At 61.2% G+C, this 20,097-nt stretch carries 15 protein-coding genes and 1 riboswitch; of the genes, 9 read left to right on the top strand and 6 right to left on the bottom strand.

What is annotated here, in order from left to right; genetic code table 11:
* Positions 1–83: 83 nt before the first annotated feature.
* Together ACYAR8_RS01420 and ACYAR8_RS01415 are read right to left on the bottom strand one after the other, a co-directional pair.
* Positions 84–1,685, bottom strand: coding sequence for a J domain-containing protein (locus tag ACYAR8_RS01420; RefSeq protein WP_463578848.1), 1,602 nt, complete (start codon positions 1,683–1,685; stop codon positions 84–86).
* A 3-nt stretch (positions 1,686–1,688) separates the two neighbouring features.
* Entirely contained in the window at positions 1,689–3,386 is a 1,698-nt protein-coding gene (locus ACYAR8_RS01415) for an Hsp70 family protein (protein ID WP_463578847.1), read from the bottom strand.
* A gap of 318 nt (positions 3,387–3,704) precedes the next feature.
* Between ACYAR8_RS01415 and ACYAR8_RS01410 the strand changes: the two genes are divergently transcribed.
* The 5 genes from ACYAR8_RS01410 to ACYAR8_RS01390 all read left to right on the top strand — a co-directional run bounded on the left by ACYAR8_RS01410 (position 3,705) and on the right by ACYAR8_RS01390 (position 11,258).
* Complete coding sequence (locus ACYAR8_RS01410; protein ID WP_463578846.1) at positions 3,705–4,613, top strand: hypothetical protein; 909 nt, start codon at positions 3,705–3,707, stop codon at positions 4,611–4,613.
* 129 nt (positions 4,614–4,742) lie between these two features.
* Entirely contained in the window at positions 4,743–5,444 is a 702-nt protein-coding gene (locus tag ACYAR8_RS01405) for a DUF3053 domain-containing protein (protein ID WP_463578845.1), read from the top strand.
* A 143-nt stretch (positions 5,445–5,587) separates the two neighbouring features.
* Positions 5,588–7,774, top strand: coding sequence for a M48 family metallopeptidase (locus ACYAR8_RS01400; protein ID WP_463578983.1), 2,187 nt, complete (start codon positions 5,588–5,590; stop codon positions 7,772–7,774).
* A gap of 214 nt (positions 7,775–7,988) precedes the next feature.
* Positions 7,989–9,740 (top strand): right-handed parallel beta-helix repeat-containing protein, encoded by a 1,752-nt coding sequence (locus tag ACYAR8_RS01395; RefSeq protein ID WP_463578844.1) that lies wholly within the window; start codon positions 7,989–7,991, stop codon positions 9,738–9,740.
* 276 nt (positions 9,741–10,016) lie between these two features.
* Positions 10,017–11,258: a DUF1835 domain-containing protein gene (locus ACYAR8_RS01390; protein ID WP_463578843.1), complete on the top strand. Its 1,242-nt coding sequence runs from the start codon at positions 10,017–10,019 to the stop codon at positions 11,256–11,258.
* Here the strand turns inward: ACYAR8_RS01390 and ACYAR8_RS01385 are convergent, their stop codons facing one another.
* From ACYAR8_RS01385 to ACYAR8_RS01375, 3 genes are all read right to left on the bottom strand, one after another.
* A complete protein-coding gene (locus ACYAR8_RS01385; RefSeq protein WP_463578842.1) occupies positions 11,259–11,720 on the bottom strand; it encodes a GNAT family N-acetyltransferase in 462 nt (153 codons plus the stop codon).
* A 220-nt stretch (positions 11,721–11,940) separates the two neighbouring features.
* The gene (gene mntP, locus ACYAR8_RS01380) at positions 11,941–12,507 is read right to left on the bottom strand and encodes a manganese efflux pump MntP (protein WP_108122967.1); all 567 of its coding nucleotides are present in this window, start codon (positions 12,505–12,507) and stop codon (positions 11,941–11,943) included.
* A 12-nt stretch (positions 12,508–12,519) separates the two neighbouring features.
* Positions 12,520–12,681, bottom strand: a riboswitch (yybP-ykoY riboswitch).
* Positions 12,682–12,745: 64 nt separating this feature from the next.
* A complete protein-coding gene (locus ACYAR8_RS01375) occupies positions 12,746–14,065 on the bottom strand; it encodes a sensor histidine kinase (protein WP_463578841.1) in 1,320 nt (439 codons plus the stop codon).
* A 433-nt stretch (positions 14,066–14,498) separates the two neighbouring features.
* On the opposite strand from ACYAR8_RS01375, the gene ACYAR8_RS01370 reads away from it, so the two are divergent.
* Positions 14,499–15,497, top strand: a complete 999-nt coding sequence (locus tag ACYAR8_RS01370) for a YiiG family protein (protein ID WP_463578840.1) — start codon at positions 14,499–14,501, stop codon at positions 15,495–15,497.
* A 52-nt stretch (positions 15,498–15,549) separates the two neighbouring features.
* Here ACYAR8_RS01370 and ACYAR8_RS01365 read toward each other — a convergent pair whose 3' ends face one another.
* Complete coding sequence (locus ACYAR8_RS01365; RefSeq protein WP_463578839.1) at positions 15,550–17,622, bottom strand: calcium-binding protein; 2,073 nt, start codon at positions 17,620–17,622, stop codon at positions 15,550–15,552.
* Between the two features lie 404 nt (positions 17,623–18,026).
* On the opposite strand from ACYAR8_RS01365, the gene ACYAR8_RS01360 reads away from it, so the two are divergent.
* Genes ACYAR8_RS01360 through ACYAR8_RS01350 form a run of 3 tightly spaced genes read left to right on the top strand, consistent with a single transcriptional unit; the run spans position 18,027 to position 20,094 of the window.
* Positions 18,027–19,067 carry an NAD-dependent epimerase/dehydratase family protein gene (locus ACYAR8_RS01360; RefSeq protein ID WP_463578838.1) on the top strand — a complete coding sequence of 347 codons (1,041 nt, stop codon included), beginning with the start codon at positions 18,027–18,029 and terminating at the stop codon, positions 19,065–19,067.
* Positions 19,067–19,819 carry a glycosyltransferase family 2 protein gene (locus ACYAR8_RS01355; protein WP_463578837.1) on the top strand — a complete coding sequence of 251 codons (753 nt, stop codon included), beginning with the start codon at positions 19,067–19,069 and terminating at the stop codon, positions 19,817–19,819. The genes ACYAR8_RS01360 and ACYAR8_RS01355 overlap by 1 nt, the downstream gene beginning before the upstream one ends.
* On the top strand, positions 19,816–20,094 hold the full coding sequence (locus ACYAR8_RS01350; protein ID WP_074885389.1) for a lipid-A-disaccharide synthase N-terminal domain-containing protein: 279 nt from the start codon (positions 19,816–19,818) through the stop codon (positions 20,092–20,094). Before ACYAR8_RS01355 ends, ACYAR8_RS01350 begins: the two co-directional genes overlap by 4 nt.
* Positions 20,095–20,097: the final 3 nt, after the last annotated feature.

The following is a 20,097-nucleotide window of genomic DNA, read 5'->3' as shown; positions in this document are numbered from 1 at the left end:
ATGCTGGGAACGGGGCCTCGGGCTTTGCCGCCGAGGCCTCCAAGCGCATCGTTCAGCCGGACTAATCGGCGCATCGCCGGGTCTCAGGAACCTTGGGTCAGCAGCGTGCCGGGCATGTTCTGTTGCACGTAAACGATCACAACGACCATGACAACTCCGAACAGCCACTGCAGCGGACTGAGCCCGGCAATCCGGTAGATCGCTTGCAACGGCCGTCGCCAGCGGTATTGCCGATCCAGCGGCGCCGCGCGTCTGGTTGGCAGTTTGCCGAGCAGGAGAGTAAGCACGTACGTGACCACGCCGAGCAGTCCGAGCCATTTCCATAGAGTGAAAGCCACGACGAACATCGGCACGCTGTTGCGGATCACCAGATAACGCCGATCCCGCGTCAGTTGGTGGCGTGCGCACCACGCGCTCACGCGTTGATCGATGTCGTAGAAGGATTCCGTGAACGTGACCCAGTGCTCCAACAGCCATTTGCCCATGTAAGCGGCCAGCACCCCCAGCAGGATCAGGAGCGGCGACATAATCACCATGACGGGTAGCTCGTCGGGTTGCAGGCGATCCATCATTCCGAGGGCGAGGGTGATTGTCATGCCGGCGCAGGCCCGCTTCATCACGTGCTGCGGACTTTCGTGTCCTACCAGTGCTTTCCAGAACCATGGGTTGTGGTCCGGAAATCTCTTGGGCCAGTCGGGAAACCGCTTCGTGAAGTCCTCGGATAATTGTTCGCAAGCCTGCCAGTCAGCCTCGGTGAATGTGGCGGTGCGTGCCTGCAGGCGTTCCCCGGATGAACCGGTCAGGAACAGCGCAGCAGCAGTGGCGCGTGGGTCGGGATGCTGATCGCCCTGGCGTGCAAGCGCGCGCAATTCGTCCAGCCATTTCTTCTCTTCGCAGCGCCAGAGCAGGGCGTGCCATTGCTCATCGATGATAGGCACAGCCGCTTCGGCTGCCTCCCAGTCGAACAGCCGCCGAACCTGCTGAAACAACGCGGGTGACCAGTTCTTATGTTCGAGAAAAAGATCGAGCACCTGCTTTTGCAGCGTTTGACGACGGGCCAGATCGCCCAGCCAGCCTTGGCGACTGTGGCGCTCAAGGCACTCGATGAAGCGTGTTTCATCGCCGGCCGCCATGTGCTGATCCAGCCTGCGGTACAACCCCATCGAGAGCAAATGGCCGAGCCGCTCTTGATCGGATTGCCGAGGACGAACCTGTTGCCAGGGTGTCAGCCACTGCCGGGTTTCAAGGCCCCATCGCAACAGGTTCGGGTGCGCATCCGGCGCGTTCACACAACTTAAAAACAGCAAGGCTTCGAAGTTCGCTTCGATGCCTTTTGCGATGGCTTCATTCCAGCAGTCATCAACGGCGTTGTCGTCAAAGCGTTCAAGCAGATCGGCGGCCAGTTCGTGCGCCGAACGCACTACCGGCCCGGCAAAAGGCGCGGGCCTTGCCACCAGAGGCGCTGAAACGGTCTCTTTCATCGCTGCCCCGTCTGCGCTGTCCTCGGGGCCCTCACGGGCTAGCTGCAACGCGCGTTCGTAGGCTTCACGCAGTTGCTGGAACGCGACGGGGTCTTCGTCCGGGCGGGTGACCTTCAGCAGTCTGGCGTACTGCCGTTTAACGCTGCGCTCGTCGGAGCGGGCAGGGAGGTCGAGAATCTTCCAGCAATCGAACGTCGTGTCCATGGGTCATTGCCACCCGCCATGTTCCAGCTGTTTGAGCCGCTCGTTCAACTCCGTGCGCGTCTGCCGGATGAGGCGCTCGTCCTGACTGTCGAGGGCGCGCTGAAACTGGCTTGCCCAGTCACCGATCAGTTCGCGGCGTGCTCCCAGGCTCTCTTGATAGAGATGCTCCAGACGCGCCATCAACAGCGTATTGATCTGCTGATCGCGCGGATGCACCTTGAGCGCAGCGAGCGCTTGCAGGCGCTCGGCGATTTCTTCAGGGCTGAGCACGCCGGGGTTGTTTTCGATCACCAGTGCGAACGCATCGCCAGTGCTGGGAATAGTGACCTGACATTCAAGAATGCCGTTGTTGTCGTACGTGAAGCGCACGTCGAGACTGACGTTGCCTTCATTGCGCGCCGGAAGGGGAATCTCCAGTTCGCCCAGAGGAATGTTGTCGCGCACGAGACGACTTTCGCCCTGGAAGATGCTCACCGTCACGCCGGTTTGTCCCGCTTCGGAAGAGTAAACGGTCTTCACCCGGCTGACCGGTACGGTGGTGTTGCGCTCGATGATCGGCAGATAGTGCCCATACTCACGGTGCCGGCCGACCCGTTCTGCGACCTCAATGCCCAAGGTGTAGGAACAGACGTCGGTCAGCACCACTTCTTCCAGGGCCGCGTTCCGGGATTTAAGCGCCGCCTGTATCGCTGCGCCGTGGGCCACGGCTTCATCCGGGTTGAGCTGGATCGAAGGAAAGCGCCCGAACATGCCCGCCGCCAGTTTGCGCACCAGCGGCATACGCGTGGTGCCGCCGACCAACAGGATTTCGTCCAGATCGCCGACCTGCAGCCTGGCATCGCGCATGGCGCGCTCGACCGGATTGCGCAACCGCTCGAGCAACGGCGCATACAGCGCGGCGATGTCCTCCTGGCTGAAGGTGTGCTGCCACTCCCTGCCGTCCACGCGCAGGACGAACTCACCGCTGCGCGCCTGGCCGAGGGCGATGCGCAGGCGTTGGGCCTCGCGGTGCAGCGCGTGGGTGATTGATTCGGGAGTGGGAAAGCCTGGCTGTTCAGCTTGGGAGCGAACGAAAGCCTCGGCCAGCAGCCGGTCAAAATCTTCGCCACCGAGGAAGTTGTCGCCCGCACTGGCACGCACTTCCATGACCCCCTCGAAGAGCTCAAGGATCGACACGTCAAACGTCCCGCCCCCCAGGTCGAACACCAGAAACGAACTTTCCTTGCCGTGCTGCGGCAAGCCGAACGCCAGGGCGGCGGCGGTGGGTTCGTTGATCAGCTTCTCGACCTTGAGGCCGGCCAGTTCCCCTGCGATACGCGTGGCTTTGCGTTGGGCATCGCTGAAGTAGGCGGGGACACTGATAACCGCCTCAATGACCGTCTCGCCATAGGCGCGCTCGACGTCTTCCTTGAGGCTTCTAAGCACCAGCGCTGAAAGCTCTTCAGGACGAAACAGGTGGTCGCCGAGGGCCGTCTGGTGGGCGCTGCCCATGTGGCGTTTGAACAACGCAGTGGTCAGGGAAGGGTGAGTGTGCAGGCGTTCGCGGGCGGCTTGCCCGACCAGAATCCGACCCTCGTCGTCCAGGCCGACCACGGAGGGGGTGAGTAGCTCGCCCAGCGCGTTCGGCACCAGCACGCTGGCATCGTCTTTCCAGAGCGCGATCAGGCTGTTGGTGGTGCCAAGGTCAATCCCGACAATCATGGCTGAAGTCCTGTGCGGTTCTTGTCTTTCATGGGCGTTGTCGTCCTTGAGCCTGAAGGTTGGGTGCGCTGATTTGAGAGTGATCGGCGCGAGGGGTTCAAATGCTCAGATGCACCCGCCCCACTGACTGCGAAACATTTCGCAAAATTACAAAATAATGGGATCCAAAGGGAATTTATTTCTGCGTAAGCTATCTAGCATCACGGTTACAGACGGATTTATCTGCGCCAACGTTTTTTATCAGGGCGCCAGGCAGCCCATCGCCAGGCCAATTTGGACGGCGCTGATTCACACTTTTTACAGGGATGCAAAGTCGCCATGCAAACAACCTCAACGGCGGCACCTGCCACTGGCCAGCGCGTCGCCAGTTTCAGCTACGGCAAAGGCTTTCTGGTGTTTCTGCTGGTCTTCGGCGCGGTCCTGCTGAGCCTGGCCGGATTCGTCTTGTATCTGGGCACGATGTTGCCCCACAGCGCTGCGGGCCCTGTCGAACTGACCACGTCTCGTGGCACCACGCTGAATTTTTCCAGCCCCGACCTAATGATTTATGCCACCAGCGCTTTCCTGGCAGTCCTCGGGTTGGGCGTGCTGGGGCTTTATGTGTGGCAGAACAGGCAGCGCCAGACGAGCTATGAGCTGTTTGAAGACGGCATTGCGCACACGACCCGTGGCGCCCGAACCTATGTGCCGTTCAGCGAGATTCAGGACGTTTATCTGTTCAGTTCGGGGCAGGTGGCTTACACCGGGTTGATCACCAACCTGGCTTTCCGCCGTACTGCCAGCGAACCCTTTCACCGGGTGCTGCCGTCGTTGAAAGGCTTTCCCACCTTCATGGAAACCTTTCGCGAGCTGTACCTCAACGCGCGGCAGCCCGTGGTCCTCGATACCCTTCACGGCGGTGGCAGCATCACGTTCAATTGCATCAACTCCGCCCACGTCTGGCGCAAGCGGATGGGCGGCGATTTCCTCCACGTAGACACCCAGCCAATCGTGGTCTCCCGCGACGCCGTGCTGGTTCAGAACAGCGTGGTGCCGATGTCTACGCTGCGCAGCATGGATCACAGCACCTGGAACGAGAAAATCGAGATTCGGGATGCGGCGGGCAAGGTGGTGCTGTCGACTGTGGCAACCGGCATCCTCAGCCTCGATGTGTTTCTCAGTACCCTTGGGCTGCTCATGGAGAGCAGCGTGAGGGGGCGGCCAGCCACTGTGCCGGCGTTCGCCTGAACCCTGTTCAACCCACCGCGTCTTCGCTCATGGATGCCTGGGGCTGCCCGGGCATCCAGGCGTCGACATTCACAGCCTTGGGCAGACCCAACTGCCCGCGTTTATTCACTCCCTGGAGATTCTCCGACGATGACCGTCTCATTCAGCCGCCACTGGTTACTCGCCCTCGCACTGCCTCTGCTACTGACCGCTTGCGGCAGTAGCGAGCCTGACCAGCGCGCCGCGTTCAAGCAGTTTCTGCAAACACGCATCATCGACAAGCCGGGCGTTCACGTGCCCAAGCTGACCCCGGACGAATCGAAGTCTTTCGGCGATTACACCCGGGACTACGCTGTGATCACTGATTTCAACAGTGGTATGGACGCCAGCACCAAACCCCTGAACGGCTTCGTGCAGAAAGGCGCGTTCCGTTCATTGGGCGACGTGATCGAGCGCCGCGATGATCTCAAGACGGTGCAAACCGGGGTGAACGACCTGATCGCGCGGCTCAAGCAGGAGTTGGCGAAAGCCGACGCAGCCCATGCCCAGCTCAAGCAGCCGGACGATCTGAAGACCGTATACGACAGCGCCTACGATCGCACCGTCACCGTACCGGCCAATGCACTCCTGACCGTCATGCCGCAAGTCAACGGCACCTTCGAATCGGGCCTCAAAGTGGCGGACTACGTCGACGCACACAAGGCGCAGATCCAGATCAATGGCTCGGCGGTGCAAGTGACGGACGCCAAGGTACAGGCTGAATTGAACACGCTGCTGCAGGACCTGAATGCCAAGGCCAAAGTGGTTCAGGAAGCGCAGACACGTATGCAGGCCGTATTGCTGGGTCGCTGATATTTGCCGATGCTTGCGTAGCTCACCGCCGCGCAGGTCTCGGTTGTGGAAAGCACGCAGAGGCATCAAACCTCTGCTCAAGGAAGTAGGCGCGCGCCAGGGAAGGCACTCGGCGGCGCTGTGAAAAGGGCCGCCACATGAACATGAAAATACTCAAGCTCATCGCTGTACTGGTTTTATTCCCCCTTGCGTTAAATCTGCTGGGGGTCTGGGAGCTGCAACGCAGTACCGACAATCGCCTGACCTACGCGGGTTATCAGGCTGACCTTGATCGGGCCCGTCCGGAACTCCAGGCCATTGCCGACAAAAGCGGTTCGCGTCCTGTGATGGTGGACGTCGGCGACGGCGAGAAAATGGAAGTGAAAGAGGCGTTGTCCCGCGTCGCTGATTTGCAGGGCGAGCTGGACACGCTGCTGCCGCTGACCGACGTCATGGTCTGGCTGGCAATCGGTGTGATCACGCTGGGCTTGCTGGCTGCCTTGATGGGCGGCGTCGGCTTGCTCGCTCTGAACTGGGCGGGCCGACGGGCCATGCAGTCTCGTGAGCAACTGCTGCACAGCTTCACCCGTGTCACCAGACTCTTGCCCTTCGTTCTGGTCGGGCATGTGGTGGTCATGGGGGCAGCCATTGCCGCCCTCGTCGCGTTCGAGGCGCTGAATGTGTGGCACGCCGGGCAACTCTCCGCCGGCGAAATGAAGTTCATGTTCTTCGCCATGGTCCTCGTCGCAGGCTGCCTGTACTCCATCTGGCAGATGGGCACCCAGCTACGCGTCATGCTCAACATGTTCCAGCCCACGCCAATGGACGTGATGGGAGAGGCCGTCACCGTCGATCAGGCGCCGGTGCTCTGGGCTTACGTGAAGGATCTGGCCCTGAAACTGGGTGCACTGCCGCCCGATCACATCGTGCTGGGCATGGCCGCCGGCTTTTACGTCACTTCCGGCGACATCGCCCTCGCGCCGGCCAACGCCACGTTGACCGGCCGTACCCTGCATGTGCCTTTGGCCTATCTGGGCATCCTCGATGAAGCCGAGACCACCGCCGTCATCGGTCACGAGCTTGGGCATTTTGCGGGCGCGGACACCGAGTTCAGCATGCGCTTCGTGCCGATCTACCACGGCATCGAGCGCAGCCTGGTGGTGATCGGGCAGACTCTGGTCGACAGCGAATGGCTGCAGCGGGCGACCTTGCACCCGGCGTTCATGCTGGGTGCCTACTTCATGGAAAGTTTCGACCACGCGGTGATGCACTGGAGCCGTGTGCGTGAGCTGGAAGCCGATGCCGCCGGTGCGCAGCTGGCGGGCAATCTGGCGGCCGCTTCGGCGCTTGTGCGTATTTCCGCCATCGACCCGATGCTTCAGGACCGCCTGGCCACCCATATCGCCCAGGCGACCAATATCACCCCCGAGCAGAGCGCCGTGCAGGATCTGCCCACGGCACTTCTGCATGAGATAGCTGCGCTGCCGCTGACCCTCCCTGAAGAGGAAATGGCCACGCAGCTGCCGCATCCGTCAGATACCCATCCTTCGAACGGCGAGCGCGTGGCGTCTCTCAACGTGTCGATCGACGACGCCGTGCGCAGTGGCACGCGGCCGCTGGATGCTGCAGTGGCCTGTGCTGCCATGAACCGCTATTTCGCTCAGCCCGAGGTGTTGCGCAGTCGCCTGACCCAGGATTATCTGACCCATCACGTTCAGCAGGACGCTGCGATCGTTGAGGCGTTGCGCACCCACGCCGGCAACGTAACCGGCGACGTGGCCCTGTACGAAGGGGCGCGTTTGCGGGGGCAGATCCTGATCGGCTTCAGTGGCCTGCTGGCAGTGGCGGGGCTGATCCTGCTCTTGGCACCCTTGCTGTTTCCCGGTGCTGCGGGACGTGGTACGGAGCCGTTCTTCGTCGGTGCCGGCATCGCTCTGTTCATCATGCTGTGCATGTTGCCCTTTGGGTTGCGTTTGTTCAGGCGCGCGCATAAAACCGCGCTGCTGCTGACGCCGGATCATTTTGTGTTCGCCAACCTCAAGGCACCGCTGCCGATTCGCGACATCGCCGACTTCAACCTGCAGGTGGGAAATGTCGTCATGCTGACGATCCTGCTCGAAGACGATGCACCTCTGCCGGAACTGACCTCCCGCTCGTTCTTCGCACCGGATGTGGCGCTGAACAAGAAAAAGCGGTTGCTGATGCTGCCGATGAGCAGGTTCTGCCGCGATGACAAAAAGCTCAAGCTGCCCGAGCTGGCCGAACTGATCGGAAGCTACGTCAATGCGGGTGCGGCGCGGCACTTGCTGCAGCAGCGGTTCGAGCAGGGTGGGGAATTGAAGGCTGGGTAGATGACCCCAGGTTGCAGCGAAATTCGGATACACCGGGATTTTGGATAGTGGGACCGGCTTTAGCCGCGGAGATTTCGATCCTGTATCTGCGCTGAACGGGGAAAGACTGAGGACGGGATTCCCCACCGCTGGTCACATGGGCCGTCTGATGGCCCACCTTTCACACAGCATGCCCATACTGCCCCCCGTCTCTTCATTCAAAACGGAGCACGTTATGACACTGCAATTCAATGTCCGGGATTTTGGCGCAGTCGGTGATGGGCATACGTCCGACACCGCGGCCATTCAAGCCGCCATCGATGCTGCGGCAAAAGCCGGCGGCGGTGATGTTTATATTCCTGCCGGCACCTGGAGCCTGACCCCAGGCGCAAAGCCTGCCGACGGCGCCCTGATGCTCAAAAGCAACGTGTTCATCAAAGGTGAGGGCATGGGCAACACGGTGCTCAAGCTGGCTGATGGCACCGACCAGGCGGTCACCGGCATCATCCGCTCGGCGAGCGGCGAAGCGACCCACGATTTCGGCGTCAGTAACCTCACCCTCGACGGCAACCGCGATGCCACCAGCGGCAAGGTGGACGGCTGGTACAACGGCTTTCTGCCAGGCCAGCCGGGTCAGGACTCAAACGTCACGCTGTCCGGCGTCGAGATCCGCGACTGTTCGGGCTACGGCTTCGACCCCCACGAACGCACGGCGAACATGCTCATTGAAAACAGCGTGTCCCACGGCAACGGGCTGGACGGGTTCGTTGCCGACTACCTGATCGACAGCACGTTTCGCAATAACCTGGCCTACGACAATGACCGTCACGGCTTCAACATCGTCACGACCACCCACGATCTGGCGCTGCTGAACAACGTCTCCCACGACAATGGCGGCGGTGGCATCGTCGTCCAGCGCGGTAGCGAAAACATCCCCTCGCCGTACCACATCTCCATCGAAGGTGGCGAGGTATACGGCAACGCGGCTGAAGGCGTGTTGGTGAAACTGTCCAATGGCGTTGATATCAGCGGCGTGGACATTCACCACAACGGCACGTCCGGCGTGCGTGTGTATGGCAGCACGGACGTTGAGGTTCGCGGCAATCTGATCCACGAAAACGCGCAGAAAGCCGGCATCCCTGAAGTGCTGATCGAGCCGTTCGACGACCGCGGCGGCGTCTCCGGGAAACTTCATCCGGCTGACCACAACACCTTCGCCGACAACCTCATCACTGGCGGTGACAAAAGCACCTTCGGCGTGGCAGAGGAGGGCGGGCAGTCCGGCAGCAACTCGGTGTACGGCAACACCTTCGCGCATCTGCAGCAGGACGCCGTATCACTGCAAGGCGCGGGCGACCACGTCGGGACCAACCCCCTGCTGAATGCCATCGACGGCGGCAATGGCAGCGATGCCATCGTTGGAACGGCCAAGGCCGACTCGATCAATGGCAAGGACGGGGCAGACACCCTCAACGGCGGATCCGGAGCGGACTTGATCTGGGGAGGCGCCGGCCATGACCGATTGCTGGGCGGCAGCGGCAACGACACCCTGATCGGCGGCGCCGATGCCGACGTGCTGTTTGGCGGCGCGGGCTCGGATCTGTTTCTGTTTACCTCGGTGTCCGACAGCTACCGGACGGCGACCGCCAGCCATGCAGACCGCATCGGCGACTTCGATGCCGCTCACGACACCATCGACGTCTCGGGCCTCGGCTTTACCGGATTTGGCGACGGCCATGACGGCACCTTGAAGTTCACCACCAACGCCGAGCACACCCGGGTCTACCTGAAAGACCTGGACGCCGACGTGCAAGGGCATCGCTTCGAGCTGGTTCTGGACGGGGATTTCAACGCCGCGCTCCCTTCAAAATCCATGGTATTCGCCGACGCCCCGACGTCGCTGGCCAGCCCATCCGCCGCAGCGGATGCCGTTTCGGTGGAGCTGGTAGGCGTGGCTCAGGATCATCCGGAGACTGCGCTCGTTTGACGTAACGGCAGGCCCGTCCTTGCCCCTGCGCGCCAGCACGGGAGTGGACGGAGGGACGCACGCGCCGTGAGGTAATGCTCACGGCGTGATCCCGTTCAATTCCCGCCCCCGTTTCCGCCCCCACCTTTGCATCCTGCCGACCTTCCCGCTAAAGTCGCCATCCGGGCGTCTGCTGCGCCTGCGGTCCGCGCGAAGGGGTTTCCCAAGGCAAGCGTTGCACATTCACTCATTCCAGCTCCCGGCTTGTCGGCGGACCGAGCCCCGTAAGGAGTTGGCATGCCTGCCACGAATGCGTCCCGTCAACACGGTCTGCTCGATCTACCTGCGCTGCGCAAGCACGCAAAACGTCTTCTCAAAGCCCTGAAAAACAGCGAAGCGGATGACGCCCGGGCGCAACTGCGCGCGATGGGCCTGCCGGGCCCCGATTACCGGCTCGCCGACACCCAATGGCTGGTGGCCCGCGAAGCCGGATTCGCCAGTTGGCCCAAATTGATCGCCCATGCCGATGCCGTTGCATTTGCCGCCCGTCATCCGGATTTCACGGCGACGGGTGAAGCACTGGTTCAGCACTGGCGCTGCGGCAATGACATCGAGCGCAGCCTGCGCGTTGCTGGTTTCGCGGGTGCGTTCCAGATGTTCGACGACCCCATGGTCATGGGCCCTGTGCCGGCGTTGCCTGACGACGACTACTGGGCGGTGAGGGCAGTCTTTGCCCAGCAGGCGTTTGGGCTTTCAGCTCGAGATATTCAGCAGCGTCAGGCGATTCAGCGTGAGGCGTTGGCCCGTCTGAACGCTAACAGTGAACTGGTGCTGTGGTGCGAGGCCGATGCGTACGATCAGCTATTTCTGGTTCGGCTGCTGGCGAGTTTGCCCTGCGTCCCGCGCAGGCTGGAGCTGATCGAGATCAACCGCGTGCCCGGCGTCGAGCGATTCATCGGCATCGGCCAACTGGACCCGGACCTGCTCGCCTGGCTCTGGCCCCAGCGGCGCGCCATCGGTGAAGACGCCCTGACACTGGCCCGGCACGTATGGGCCGCCTACACCGCAGCGGACCCGACTCGCTGGGCCGAACTTGCGGCACAGCACCATTGCGCGCTGCCGCTGCTCGGTCCCGCGCTGGCAAGACAGCTGCAGGAACTGCCCGGCGCAGAGGATGGCTTGAGCCTGACCCAGCGGCTGACCCTGCGCATTCTCGCGGAGAAAGGCGAGATGCCCGCCGGCAAGGTGTTCGGTCATTTGATGATGACCTATGAGCCGCTGCCGTATCTGGGCGACATGATGTTCAACGCACTGCTCAGGGCTCTCATCGATGCACCGCAACCGCTGTTGCACGAACAAGCGGGCAGCGAATGGCCCAAACGGCTGGTCGGACTGACCGCGCTGGGTGAGGGCGTACTGCGCGGGGAAGTGAACTGGCTTGATCTTGAGCCAGTAGAGCGGTGGGTCGGCGGTGTGCAGATTGTTGCGGAGCGCTCGCCCTGGGTGGTCAGCGCAGAGGGGCGGGTGTGGCGACGGTGACTAGGCCGGAGACGTCAGCGACTTCTCCATGATGATCGTCCGTTCCTCACCGTGGTATTCATCCCGAACGGTCGAGTAGCCCAGTGACCGGTAAAAGCCCTCGGCCGTGATGGAAGAGGGCACGCGCAACCGACTGACGCCGTGGGAGATGGCGGCTGATTCAATGGCCGCCATCAAGGCGCGCCCGGCGCCTTGGCGCTGGTATGTCGGCGCGACGAATACGCTGCGGATGGTGGCTTGGTCGAGGCTTGCCGTGGCCATGATCTCTTCACCGAGGGTCGCCACGTACACCTGCCGCCGCGCCAGCAAACACAGGATCGCCGACGGGGAAAAACTCTGCTCCACCTGCGCAATCACGGCGGCTGAATAGTCCTGGCGATTGGACTCGCGCAGGGCGGCCACGATGACGCCGCTGATTGCGGCGGCGTCCTGATCTGTTGCCTTGCGGATCTGGGGGTTCATGGCGGTGCTCCTGCAAACACTGATAATCGCGACGACCCCTGCCGTCTGAAGTGTGCACTAGACGTCATCGCGAAATTCCTTGATTGCGGCCATGGCCGCGCAATTTTCTTTCAGTCCATCCAAAAAATCTTGAGTTTGGGCAGTTTTGCCGAATTTTTCTTCACTAGGGACAAACCTTTGCGCGGCCTCCAGTGACGGGATGGCACAACTGCCCCCCGCATTACGTCGCCGACAAATGCTCGTACAGGATCGTCGCGCCGACCAGCATCAGCACAATGCCGCCGATGATTTCAGCGCGTTTGCCCACCACAGTCCCCAGTACGCGGCCCAGCATCACGCCGATGGTGACCATGACCGTCGTAGCGATACCGATGGCGGCGGCAGCGATCAGGATATTGACGTTGACGAAGGCCAGGCCAACGCCAACAGCCAGTGCATCAATGCTGGTGGCGAAGGCCGTCACGGCCAGTATCAGGAAGGAGTGCTGGTTGGGCTTTTCTTCTTCGGCCTCTTCGTGCTTGAGGCCGTTGTAGATCATGTGCACGCCGAGTATCAGCAGAAGCGTGAAGGCAATCCAGTGATCCCAGTTCTCGACGTAGGACGTCGCGGCCTGGCCGATGAGCCAGCCGATCAGGGGCGTAATGCCTTCAATCACGCCGAAGATGATGCCGGTGCGCAGGGCTTCTACAAAACGAGGCTTGTGAAGGCTCGCGCCTTTACCGATAGCCGCTGCGAAAGCGTCCGTGGACATGGCCAAAGCGAGAAGAATCAGGGAAATCGGGTTCACGATTATGTTCCAGTCGGGCAATGAGTCAACGACGCAACCACACGCCCGACTTTAGGCATGGATGCATCGTTGGTCTCGCCAACCCGAAGGTGTTCGTGCCACGGCAGGCCGCCGAGAATGTTGACACGAACGCTCTGTGACAGTGAGTCCAGAGCAGGCTACTCCCCAACAAGGGCCGCCACTATACCGCGTGAATGTGAAAGAAATGTCGACGCGTGACGTTCAGTTCAGCGAGTCATCACACGGCTTGAACCGCTTCCGACGTTGCGATACAGCCCAGAATCCTCAAGTACAGGCTCACCGTCGTTCCGGCACCGGGGGCTGTGTCAATGCGCGCATCTCCGCCAGACTTGACCGCGAAATCCTTTGCCTGAGCCAATCCCAGCCCCGTGCCCTGGCCGGTGGCCTTGGTCGTGAACAGAGGCTCAAACACGCGGCCTGCTATTTCAGGTGCCATGCCGGGACCGTTATCTCGTACGCTGACAACCAGGTAGTCGCCCTGATGCAGCGATAAATCATCCTCTACATGCACCCAGCGCGTGGATACATGCACCTGACCGGTGCCGTTCAGGGCATCGCGCGCGTTGGCGAGGAGGTTCATCACCACCGCGTGAAGTTGGGCTTCCATGCAGAGCACGCCCCAGCCCCATTCGGCGAAATCGAACGTGAGGTCGATGGTTTCGCTCATCGAGTGACGCATCAGCGACTGGGCACCGTGAAGGCGAGCGGTCACATCGATGCAGATCAGTTCAGGCCCGTCACCGCGCACGCTCGACATCAAATAGCCAATCAGTTGCCGACCTTGCTCAACGGCCTGCAGCCCGGTTTCGGTGAAACGCTCGACGTCCACTGGCCGTCGGGAGCGCAGGCGGATCAGCTGAAACGCAGCGCTGACGCTTTGCAGCAAATTATTGAAGTCGTGGGCGATGCTCGCCGTCAGCATTCCCAGTGATGAAATGCCCCTCGAGTTATCCAGCAGCGGGGTGACTTCGTTCTGGCTTTGCTCGGCTTGCCTGAATTGGTCCTGAAGTTGGGTCAGTTGCTTTGCGCGTTGCGTGCCAAGCCACCGGGCTTCGAGCAAGGCAGCCGCCTGCCGGGCCAGCGCCTGCAAGGCAAGGGCGTGGCGTTCGCTCAGTTGCCGGGACTGGGTATCGATCACGCAGACGGTGCCCAATGCGACGCCGCTGTCCGTGACAATGGGCGCACCGGCATAGAAACGAATGAAGGGTGGACCGAGCACCAGCGGGCTGGAAGCAAATCGAGGGTCGAGGGTGGCGTCTTCGACCACCAGTACCTCGGCGGGGTCAAGAATCGCATGGCCGCAGAAGGCCAGGTCCCTGTGGGTTTCCTGCACCCCGAGGCCGATGCAGGCTTTGAACCACTGGCGCTCCCGATCGACCAGCGACACCAGCGCAATGGGCGCGTCGCACAGGGTGGTGGCCAGCAGGACGATGTCGTCGAATGCCTGCTCGTCGGCACTGTCCAGCACGTCCAGGTGTTCGAGCGAGAGGACACGCTCTTCCTCGTTGAAAGGAAAGGGGGCGGGATGGTGGGCCATCGATACTCTGCGTTAATAAATAAATAATTGCGCATCATGCGCTGTGCCCTGTTGACCCGCAAGGGCCACTTATAAGGACAGCAAGTCCGAAGGTACCGACGAAGCGGCCGGTTGATCAAGGCGTTGGCGGTCATGCAGGGAACCTGCCCCTGGCGCCAACGTTGATGGGTGACTCCTCCACGCAGTTGGCGGCGACCTGTGAAGAAATGCATGCCGTCACCGGGGGGCGATCAACTTGATGGTCGCCAATGTCCAGTCCAGCTCCGCCGAAGTGAGATCCCTGGCTGTCACGGATTCGATCATCCCCCCTGAACCATTCCCGAACCGGTTTCCCCATCGTTAATTCTTTTTGTGACGGCTTCACGCCGTGAAATACTTCGGCCGGGGCGTGGATTTGGTTGCACGCGCTATCACGAATCAAGGAGCTACTGGAGTGAACAAAGGGATCAAGGCTGTAACGCTGGGGATGTTGGTGACCGCACTCGTCCTGCCGCTGGTGGCGTGTGACAAAAAAAACACTACAGATACAAAGCCTGTTCCACAGGCCGATTCCAGGGTCGTTGAAGAGGACCCCGACACGCAATTGAGCACCAAGTTGAGCGCTTACGTGGACTGCTTCAATACCACCGATGGCTCGGTGCGCGACAGTGCCGACCGTTATGTCAGCTGGATCGACGATCTGGATGCAGGGCCGACAGGCAAGGAGCGCAAGGTCAAGGCGCTGCGCGAGGTGAGTGCCGTCCAGCTGGACACCTGCACCAAGTCCATCACCCAGGCATCGCAGGCCAAGCCTGCGCTGCCGGCACTGGACGCTGCGGCCACGCAGTACCTTGCCGACTTGAGCACGCTGGCGCCGCTGACATCCCAGGCCTACGTCTACTACAGCCATGAGGACTACAAGGACGATGGCTTCGCCAAAGCCAAGCGTATGCACCAGCCACTGATGATGGCTTTCGGTCGTTTTATCCTGGCCAGCGACACATACGGTGCCGAACTGGGTAAAGAGAACGATGCGCTGTCCGCGGCGCAAATCGTCGAGATCGAAAAAAATGACGGACGCCACAGTGCGTTCTTCCATTTGGAATTGATCAGGCAGGCCAAGTTGTTGACCGGTCAGCTCAGTCCCGAGTCCTTCAACGTCGCCGAGGTATCGAAAGCGATCGATGCCTACGCCGCGCTGCTGGATGAGTCATCCAGGGCAACAGCCGACGAGCCCGGCAAGCCACTGAGTTGGTCGAGCTTCCAGAGCGAGGCCGAAAACTTTTTGAAGGACTGCAAGGATCGCATGCGCCGGGTCCGTGACCACGTGCCTTACAGCGAGATTGACCAGATGAGGATGCAGGGTATCGGTGCCAAAAATATCGAAGGCTCACCGATGCGGCTCTTCGACGCCTATAACACGCTGGTTGACGCAGGTAACCGCCTTCATTGACCCCTCAAAGAGGGGAACGCGCATCAGCCGTTCCCCTCGATGCACCAGCCTGTCAGCCGAGGGCAACCTCGCTGCTCATGCCCACCAGGGTCACTTCCTCGGCCTGCGCAAAGATCATTTCAGTATTGCCCAGGTCTTGGGTCCAGTCGCCGGTGAGAGCGATTTCGAACCGATGGCCCTGAGCGTCCGCTTCCACATCCTTCAGGTAGGTGCGGTCCAGGTCCTGGTTATAGACCATCTTCAGGGTAGTCCCGGTGCCGTCACCGAAACCCGTGTAGCCCAACGCCGACACATCGATCTTGTCGTTGTTGTTGGCGAACCGGTCAATCAGGTCCACGAAGCTCTGGGTGTCGGTGCGGTAGCTGTCAGTGGCTGAGGTGTAGCGGAACACATCAGCGTCATTGATGCCGTTACGGCCGTACACCGAAAGATTCGGGTCGTCGCCGCCGCTCAGATGGTCGGCACCCGCGCCCCCGATGATCACATCGGAGCCTCTGCCGCCATCGATACGGTCGTTACCGGCCAGGCCATAGATGACTTCCGACAGTGCGCTCCCCGTAATCACGTCCTTGCCAGCCGTGCCTTCGACGGTGGGTGCGGTGAACACCAGGTTGGTGCTGTCCAATTGCCCCGTCAGATTGCCTTCAAACGCCAGTTCAAAGCGCTGCCCGTCGGCGTTGGCATCGAAACTTTTCAGGTAGGTGCGGGTGCCGTCAGCATTGGCCTGGATGGCCAGCGTGCCATCGTGGCCGTCGCCAATGCCGGTGAAGCCCAACGCAATCAGGTCTACACGGTCTTGGGAAGCGTCGAAGTCCAGAATGCGGTCGCTGCCTGTTTCGGTAGCGGTACGGTAGCTGTCGCTGATCTGGGTGAAGCGGAAGATGTCTGCGCCTGTTCCACCTGCCAGCACGTCGCGGCCACCGGCGCCTTGCAGCACGTCGTCTCCGCCCATGCCGCGGGTGATCTCGGCCGTGTCGTTGCCAATCAGCTGATTGGCCTCCATGGAGCCGTCCACGTGGTATTGCCCGTCCTGGCTGCCGAAGGTGGTATCCAGGCTGCCATCGGCGTTCAATCGTGTGATCACGTCGCCGGCGATCAGGATTTTGCCATCGGGCTGAACAACCACAGAATGGGCATAGTTCTTCTCGCCTTGAGGCACCTGGAGGGTGAGCTTGCCATCGTCGCTAAAGGAAGTATCGAAGGAACCATCGACATTCAGACGCAGTACGTTGAAGGCGGTACTGTCATTGCTCTCGCCGGCAATGATGATCTTGCCATCGGCTTGCACGGTCATCGCAGAACGGTAATCGAGCCCCAGCGCGGCATCAAAGTACACCACGCCGTCCACGCCAAATGCGGTATCCAGGTCGCCGTCTGCTGCAAGTCGCTGCACGGCATAAACCGGATCGCCCGGGTCGTGGGGCCCGTCGGAGCCCACGTACAGCCAACTGCCGAGCAATACGCTGCCGTCGGGCTGCACAACAGTGGCGATATTACCGCTGCCGTAATGCCCGGTCGGATTGAGGACAAGGGCGCCGTCGGCATCGAAATCCCTGTCCGGAGTTCCGCTGCTGTCCAGCTTGAACACGCTCGCCTGCGACGTGCCGCGGAGGCTGACATACACCGAGCCATCCGCCGTCGCGTACATCGACAGACCGTCGTAGCTGAAAGGCGGGACCACTGCCGCGGCGCCGTCGCTGCCGAAGGTGGTGTCCAGTGTACCGTCCACATTAAAGCGTTCGACTTTTAAACCGCCAAGCCCCGGCTGCGCGGCGAGCACTTTGCCGTCGGCCTGCACCGCCATGACGTAGTCCGCATAGGCTTCCGGGTCCAGGTTGCCGGGCACGAGGGCAATCCCGTCCTGGCTGAAACTGCTGTCCAGGCTGCCGTCACTGTTGAGGCGCACCGACGTGAAGCTGCCGCGTGTGCCATAGCTTTCATCGCCCGGCGAGCCGGGGTAACCAATGGCGGTCTGGAAGCTTTCGCCACCGACGATGATCTTGCCGTCAGGCTGGAGAATGACGCTCCAGGTTTGATCGCCCCCCGTGGAGGGGTCGACCTGCACGGTGCCCGGGCCGGTTCGCACGGTGTAATCGATGGTGGGCTTGCTGTCTGTTGAAGCCATGACAGTGTCCTTTTGACATGGAGGTTGAAGGGATTTGCAGGCGTCGGTGAATGACCCTCTGGGGTTGACCGTGGCGAGACCAATAAATGCGAACGGTTTTCCCTGTCGGTAAAAAGCCATCAGGGCTGCGCTGGAGCGGATTGCTTAACGACTCCGGGCTTCGCTTGGTCGCATCTCGGGTGCTTCACGCGATGTGCCGCTAACCCTGTTCACATTGCTTAAATATTGCTGTGACACAGTTTCATGTCGCTTGATCAAGCATCCGACAGCGTCAGATAGCCGTCCCGGTTATTCCGGGCGGTTGGCTGGTTCTGTAAAAGGACTCATGAAATGAATGTCACTGTCTTAGGCGCAGGATACGCAGGACTCACCCGGGCCGATCGCCGCCGCCGTGCGGTACCGCAATGACGGTTCTGATCACAGGGGTTGCGGGGTTTATCGGCTTTCACATGGCCAGAAAGTTGTGCCGCCAGGGCGTTCACGTGGTGGGTATCGACAACCTCAACGATTACTACAGCGTTGACCTCAAGCGTGCCCGGCTCGCGCAGCTTGAACAGCTCCCCGGCTTTCAGTTTCAGCAAATCGACATCATCGACCAAGGCGCATTGCGTGGCCTTTTCAGCGCGTACGGCTTCAGCGAGGTGATTCATCTTGCGGCGCAGGCGGGGGTTCGCTATTCCATCGACAACCCGGGCGTGTACGCCGATGCCAACCTGGTCGGGTTTCTCAATGTCCTTGAAGCCTGCCGGGCCTACCCGGTAAAGCACCTCGTTTATGCGTCGAGCAGCTCGGTGTACGGCGCCAACACCAAGCTGCCGTTCGCGGTGGAAGACGCGGTTGAGCATCCCGTTTCTCTGTACGCCGCAACCAAGCGCGCCAATGAGCTCATGGCCTACAGCTATTCCCATCTGTACCGGATTCCGGCGACGGGGCTGCGATTCTTTACCGTCTACGGCCCTTGGGGACGGCCAGATATGGCGCTGTTCAAATTCACCCAAGCCATCCTCAAGGGCGACCCCATCGATATCTACAACGACGGCGAGATGGCGCGGGATTTCACCTACATCGACGACATCATCGAGTCGATGAACCGGCTCTTGCCCCGACCACCGCCGCCCGTTGACGGAGTGGCGCCGTGTCAGCTTTTCAACATCGGGCGAGGGCAGCCGGTCAAGCTTCTCGACTTCGTCCACTGCCTGGAAGCGGCGCTGGGGATCCAGGCAAAGCGCAACTACCTGCCGCTTCAGCCGGGCGACGTGTTGAAGACCTGGGCCGATGTTTCCGGCCTGGCGAAATGGATCGACTTCAGCCCGCAGGTAGGGCTGGAGCAGGGCGTGGCTGAATTCGTGCGCTGGTATCGCGATTTCTACCCCTGCGAACAGGGCCAGCAGGCCAGACAATCAAAACAGGCCAGACAATCAAAACAAGAGGCGCGGTGGGCGTGATGAGTGAATCGCTGTTTGTGTCGGTATTGATCCCGGCAAAGAATGAAGCGCAAAACCTGCCTTCATTGCTCAATGAAGTACGCACTGCGTTGGCCGGAGAGCGCTACGAGGTGTTGGTGGTCGACGACGGCAGCACCGACGACACGCTGCGCGTCCTGCAGCAGATCAAGGCCGAAGGGTACGAGCCTTTACGAATCCTGCACAACGGCGTTTCCCTCGGCCAGAGCACGTCGATCTGGCATGCCGCCCACGCCGCGCGCGGTGAATGGCTGGCGACCCTGGACGGTGACGGCCAGAACGACCCGGCCGACTTGCCCGGCATGCTGGCGCTGGTACGCAACGCAGGGCAGCAACAGGGGCAGGGCGAGCAAGTGACCTTGGTGGCGGGGCACCGCGTCAACCGCCGAGACACCGCGAGCAAGCGCTGGGCGTCGCGTTTTGCCAATGGCTTGCGCAGCCGCCTGCTCAAGGACGCGACGCCCGACACGGGCTGCGGGCTGAAGCTGATCCATCGAGCGGCGTTTCTGCGACTGCCTTATTTCGATCACATGCACCGCTTCATTCCCGCGTTGATCCAGCGTCACCATGGCCGAATGATCGTCCATCCGGTTCACCACCGTCATCGCCAGGCCGGGGTTTCCAACTACGGCAATCTGGACCGGGCGCTGGTCGGCATCCTCGATCTGTTCGGGGTCTGGTGGCTGGTGCGCCGTACGCGACTCAATAGCCGGCCCGAGGAGATGAACGGATGAATTTCACCCGCGAAGCGCTTTGGCTCACGGTCGGGTTTCTCGGCCAGGCGGTCTTCACCGGCCGCTTCGTCTTACAGTGGCTGTACAGCGAAATCAAGAAACGCAGCGTGATTCCGGTGGGTTTCTGGTACCTGAGCATTGCTGGCAGCGCGTTGTTGCTGGCCTATGCGATCTACCGCGAAGACCCGGTATTCATCATCGGTCAGTCATTTGGCTTCGTGGTTTACCTGCGCAACCTGCAGCTGATTGCCAAACACAAAGATCTGAAGGAATAGCCG

It is taken from the genome of Pseudomonas sp. HP_01 (assembly GCF_055284355.1).
The sequence above is the reverse complement of the archived record's forward strand: the minus strand, read 5'-3'. Positions and strand labels throughout refer to the sequence as shown.